This is a genomic window from Streptobacillus notomytis (assembly GCF_001902585.1).
Taxonomy (GTDB): Bacteria; Fusobacteriota; Fusobacteriia; order Fusobacteriales; family Leptotrichiaceae; genus Streptobacillus; species Streptobacillus notomytis.
In genome coordinates, this window is the sequence record NZ_LKKV01000134.1 from 1 (window position 1) to 3,661 (window position 3,661).

At 23.9% G+C, this 3,661-nt stretch carries 5 protein-coding genes and 1 pseudogene; 3 read left to right on the forward strand and 3 right to left on the reverse strand.

Translation table 11 applies throughout. The features are described 5' to 3' along the window. A pseudogene (locus tag BUE91_RS06725) lies at window positions 1-263 on the forward strand (magnesium transporter); the annotation flags it as partial. A gap of 181 nt (window positions 264-444) precedes the next feature. On the opposite strand, the gene BUE91_RS07210 reads toward BUE91_RS06725, so the two are convergent. From BUE91_RS07210 to BUE91_RS06735, 3 genes are all read right to left on the reverse strand, one after another. After that, the gene (locus tag BUE91_RS07210) at window positions 445-618 is read right to left on the reverse strand and encodes a hypothetical protein (RefSeq protein WP_180370695.1); all 174 of its coding nucleotides are present in this window, start codon (window positions 616-618) and stop codon (window positions 445-447) included. A gap of 181 nt (window positions 619-799) precedes the next feature. Continuing rightward, a complete protein-coding gene (locus BUE91_RS06730; RefSeq protein WP_143605914.1) occupies window positions 800-1,276 on the reverse strand; it encodes an NAD(P)/FAD-dependent oxidoreductase in 477 nt (158 codons plus the stop codon). A 180-nt stretch (window positions 1,277-1,456) separates the two neighbouring features. Further along, the gene (locus BUE91_RS06735) at window positions 1,457-2,110 is read right to left on the reverse strand and encodes an N-glycosylase/DNA lyase (protein WP_073508372.1); all 654 of its coding nucleotides are present in this window, start codon (window positions 2,108-2,110) and stop codon (window positions 1,457-1,459) included. Between the two features lie 118 nt (window positions 2,111-2,228). Between BUE91_RS06735 and yajC the strand changes: the two genes are divergently transcribed. Both yajC and BUE91_RS06745 read left to right on the forward strand, forming a co-directional pair. Next, window positions 2,229-2,489, forward strand: coding sequence for a preprotein translocase subunit YajC (gene yajC, locus BUE91_RS06740; protein ID WP_073508373.1), 261 nt, complete (start codon window positions 2,229-2,231; stop codon window positions 2,487-2,489). A gap of 9 nt (window positions 2,490-2,498) precedes the next feature. Then, complete coding sequence (locus BUE91_RS06745) at window positions 2,499-3,551, forward strand: N-acetylmuramoyl-L-alanine amidase family protein (protein ID WP_073508374.1); 1,053 nt, start codon at window positions 2,499-2,501, stop codon at window positions 3,549-3,551. Window positions 3,552-3,661: the final 110 nt, after the last annotated feature.

A 3,661-nucleotide genomic window follows, 5' to 3' on the forward strand; every position in this document is an offset into this window, starting at 1 on the left:
AGGAAGAAGAAGAGTATTTTGAAGAAGATATAGATACAGAAGAAATTGCAGAAGATTTACAAAATTTAGAATCTGAAGAAGAAATAGAAGAATTTGTTGAAGAACACCATACTGTAGATATAGCAGATTCATTTTATGAAATTGAAGATGACACAGAATTATTAAGAGTATTTAATTTATTTAATGATGACACAAAAATAGAAATTTTTGAACAATCTGATGAAGAATTACAAATTCGTATTTTAACTTTAGGACAGCTATGATCAACTATTATAGTAAAATTTTCACCTGAGTGTATATTATTAAAAATTTTTTCAAATTTTAAGAATGGGATAGGACAAATTCCACCAAAGCATTCTTCTATCATTATTACCCTACAAAATAAATTTTATCAAAAAAAATTATATATTCAATAAAAAAATTAAGAAAAATTTCAGTTTTTAATTATATTTCATATTTTATTTTTATAACTTTTTTATATTTTAAATATACTAAAACTGGAAATCTATTTATATTTAATTTATTATATATAAATTTACTTTTATATATATCTACATTAACTAATTCATAATTAATGCATTTTGAATGTTCTTCTACTTTAGGTAAAAATTCTAGCATTTTAATGTCACTTGAAACAAGTGTTTCTTTTTCGTTATTTAAAATTTGATTATTAAATGTCTTAGTTTCACTAATAAATTTTCTGCATTATACCCAGCTATTGATCCATCTCCTACCGCAGTTAATACTTGTTTTAAAAATTTTTTCTCTTATATCTCCAGCTGCAAATACTCCTTCAATATTAGTTTGCTATTACATATCCTTTAGTAGATAAATATATTACTCCATTATATAAAAAACCAATAAATAGGAAACATGTATCAACATCAACTGATATATCTTCTCCAGTTTTTGTATTTTTTAAAACAACTGTTTGTAATTTAATATTACCCCTATATTCTTTAACCATACTATTCCAAATAAATTCCATTTTTGGATTAGTTAAAGCTTCAACTTTTGTAATCTCATTACAATCCATTATTCCTTCATCATGAACAACTGAAACAATTACTTTTTTAGCAAATTTAGTTAAAAATATACCTTCTTCTATAGCAGAATCTCCTGATACAACTACCATTACAATTTTATCTGTATTTGCAGCCGCATCACATGTTGCACAAAAAGATACTCCAAATATCCAGTATAGAACTAATTCAGGTTCTTTTAAATAAAAACCAAATCCTACTAAACATGCAAGTAAAATTAATGTATATGGAATTTGTGATTGCTTTTCTTTTCTTCTATTTTTTTATCTTCCATTTTATCCTCCTCTCACTTTCTTATTATTTTATACACTTACAAAAATAATATACTCTCAAAATAATTTTTTAACAATCCTGAATTTAGAATAGCTATTACTAAATAGAATAAAAAAAGAGATTAAACTCTATTTAATCTCTTATTTAAACACTTCTCCTGCTTGTTGATACCAAAATACTAGATCTAAAGCATCCATTGAAATATTAACTTCTTTTGAATACTGTTCCATAAGTTCTTCAATTTCAAAATATTTCTTTTTTGTTAAACTTTTAGGAACTTCTTCTATTACACCAAGCTCTTTTAAATTTTTCAAAACATGTCTATCTAATATTGCTAAATATCTACCATATCCTAAATTTCTTAAAACATGAGCTGCTTCTTTTAATCCCATACCTTTTATATTATTTAAAATCCAATCTCTTTTTTCTTTTACTCCATCAATTTCAGCTAATATATTTTTACTATCCAATTTTCCATTTCTTGTCATAAGATTTCTAAGTTCAACTAAATATCTAGCTTTATTATTTTTAAATCTTACTACATTTAAATATTCTACTATATCTTCTTCATTTCCAACGTATAATAGGTTATTTTCTTTTAATTTTTCTATTGCAGACCAAGCATTTTTAGCTTTACTCTGTGGAGTTAAAATACAAAATGCAATTTCTGCAAAATAATCTTTTTCATCATAATTTATAGTATTTGCATAACTTTTAATAGCATCTTCTATTTTATTTAATATAGAACTGTAAATCAATTCTATTTCTTTTTGTTTTTCAATATTTATTTTCATAAAACACCTTCCTTTAGTATATAATAAAGGAAATTCAAATATTTGTCTAGGTATTTATTTATAGATTTTTGAATTTTTATATGATATAATTAAAATAGTAATTTGAAAGGAGACAATAATGTATTCTATAACTACAATGTTAACAATTTATTTTGTAATATTTATACCATTATTAGGAATGATATATTACAGTAATTATAAAAAAAGAAAGAAATTTAATGAAATGACGAATAGTTTAAATATAGGTCAAAAAATTATGACAATTGGAGGTATTATTGGTAATATAACTAAAATTGATAATGAAACTATTGAAATAAAAGTAGATCAGAATACTAGACTTAATATTGCCAAAAGTGCTATTTCACATATAATAAAATAAGGAGTTTTTATGTTAAGTAAATTTAAAAAAACACTACTTCTTTTAGGTATATTTGTTTCTGTTTTAACGTTTTCTGCGTTATTAGAAGATGTAAAATATCAAAACGGTGAATTTATTTTAAAATTTGATTCAAAAATTCCTAAACCAATTATTAATAAAACTAAAATTACATCAAATAACATTCACTATAATGTTTCTGAAATTAATTTAAAAAATACTAGAATATCAGAGGAAGTTTTAAATCAAATTAATATTAATGATGAATTTTATAAATACATTATAATAGATGAAATTACTAAAGAACTAGCAGGTATTTATACATATTCACAGTATGGATATAATTCAAATATTACATATTCTGATAATGAAATAAGAATAAAACAGACTAAAGTGGAAGTACCAAAAAAAATTAGTCCTTTAACTCAAAAACAATTAGTTATAGTTCTAGATGCTGGTCATGGTGGACACGATTCTGGAGCTAAAGGTCATGGTAAATTAGAAAAAGAAATAGCGCTAGAAATTACACATAAACTTGCTGAAAATTTAAAAAGGGATCATAAAGTTATACTTACAAGAAGCGATGATACTTTTATAAGTCTTAGTGAAAGACCTCAAATAGGAAATGACAACTCTGCTGACCTATTTGTAAGCATTCATTTAAATGCCGCTTCTAATGGAACCGCTAATGGTGCTGAAATTTTCTATTTTTCAAAAGAAACTAACCCTTATACTTCAAAACTAATCGAATTGGAAGAAAAATATGATGAAGTACAAGCAAAAAAAGTAAGTTTAATAAATCAAATATTAGGAGATTTTTTTATTAATAGAACCAAGGAAAAAAGTGCTAATTTAGCCAGAGTTATACTTGATAACTATGCTAGAGCAATGGATTTTAAAAAAAGAGGAGTGTTTGGAGCTAATTTTGCTGTTTTACGTGGAAGTGAATCAGCTTCTATTCTAATAGAGTTAGGCTTTATTTCTAATGAATCAGATAATTCTAAATTAGCCAGTGAAACAGGACAAATGATAGCTGTTAATGCTATAGCTGATGCAATAAGATAAAATTTTGAGGAGTAATGTATGAGAAAAAATAAATTATTAATTATACTATTAAGTTTATCTATTTTTAGTATTATTTCATATGTATATGTAAATTACAAGATTAATAATCC

Excerpts from the sequence above, each read along its gene's own strand:
- BUE91_RS06745 (WP_073508374.1), top strand. The coding sequence starts at position 2,499 with ATGTTAAGTAAATTTAAAAAAACACTACTTCTTTTAGGTATATTTGTT.
- BUE91_RS06735 (WP_073508372.1), bottom strand. The coding sequence starts at position 2,110 with ATGAAAATAAATATTGAAAAACAAAAAGAAATAGAATTGATTTACAGT.
- yajC (WP_073508373.1), top strand. The coding sequence starts at position 2,229 with ATGTATTCTATAACTACAATGTTAACAATTTATTTTGTAATATTTATA.
- BUE91_RS07210 (WP_180370695.1), bottom strand. The coding sequence starts at position 618 with ATGCTAGAATTTTTACCTAAAGTAGAAGAACATTCAAAATGCATTAAT.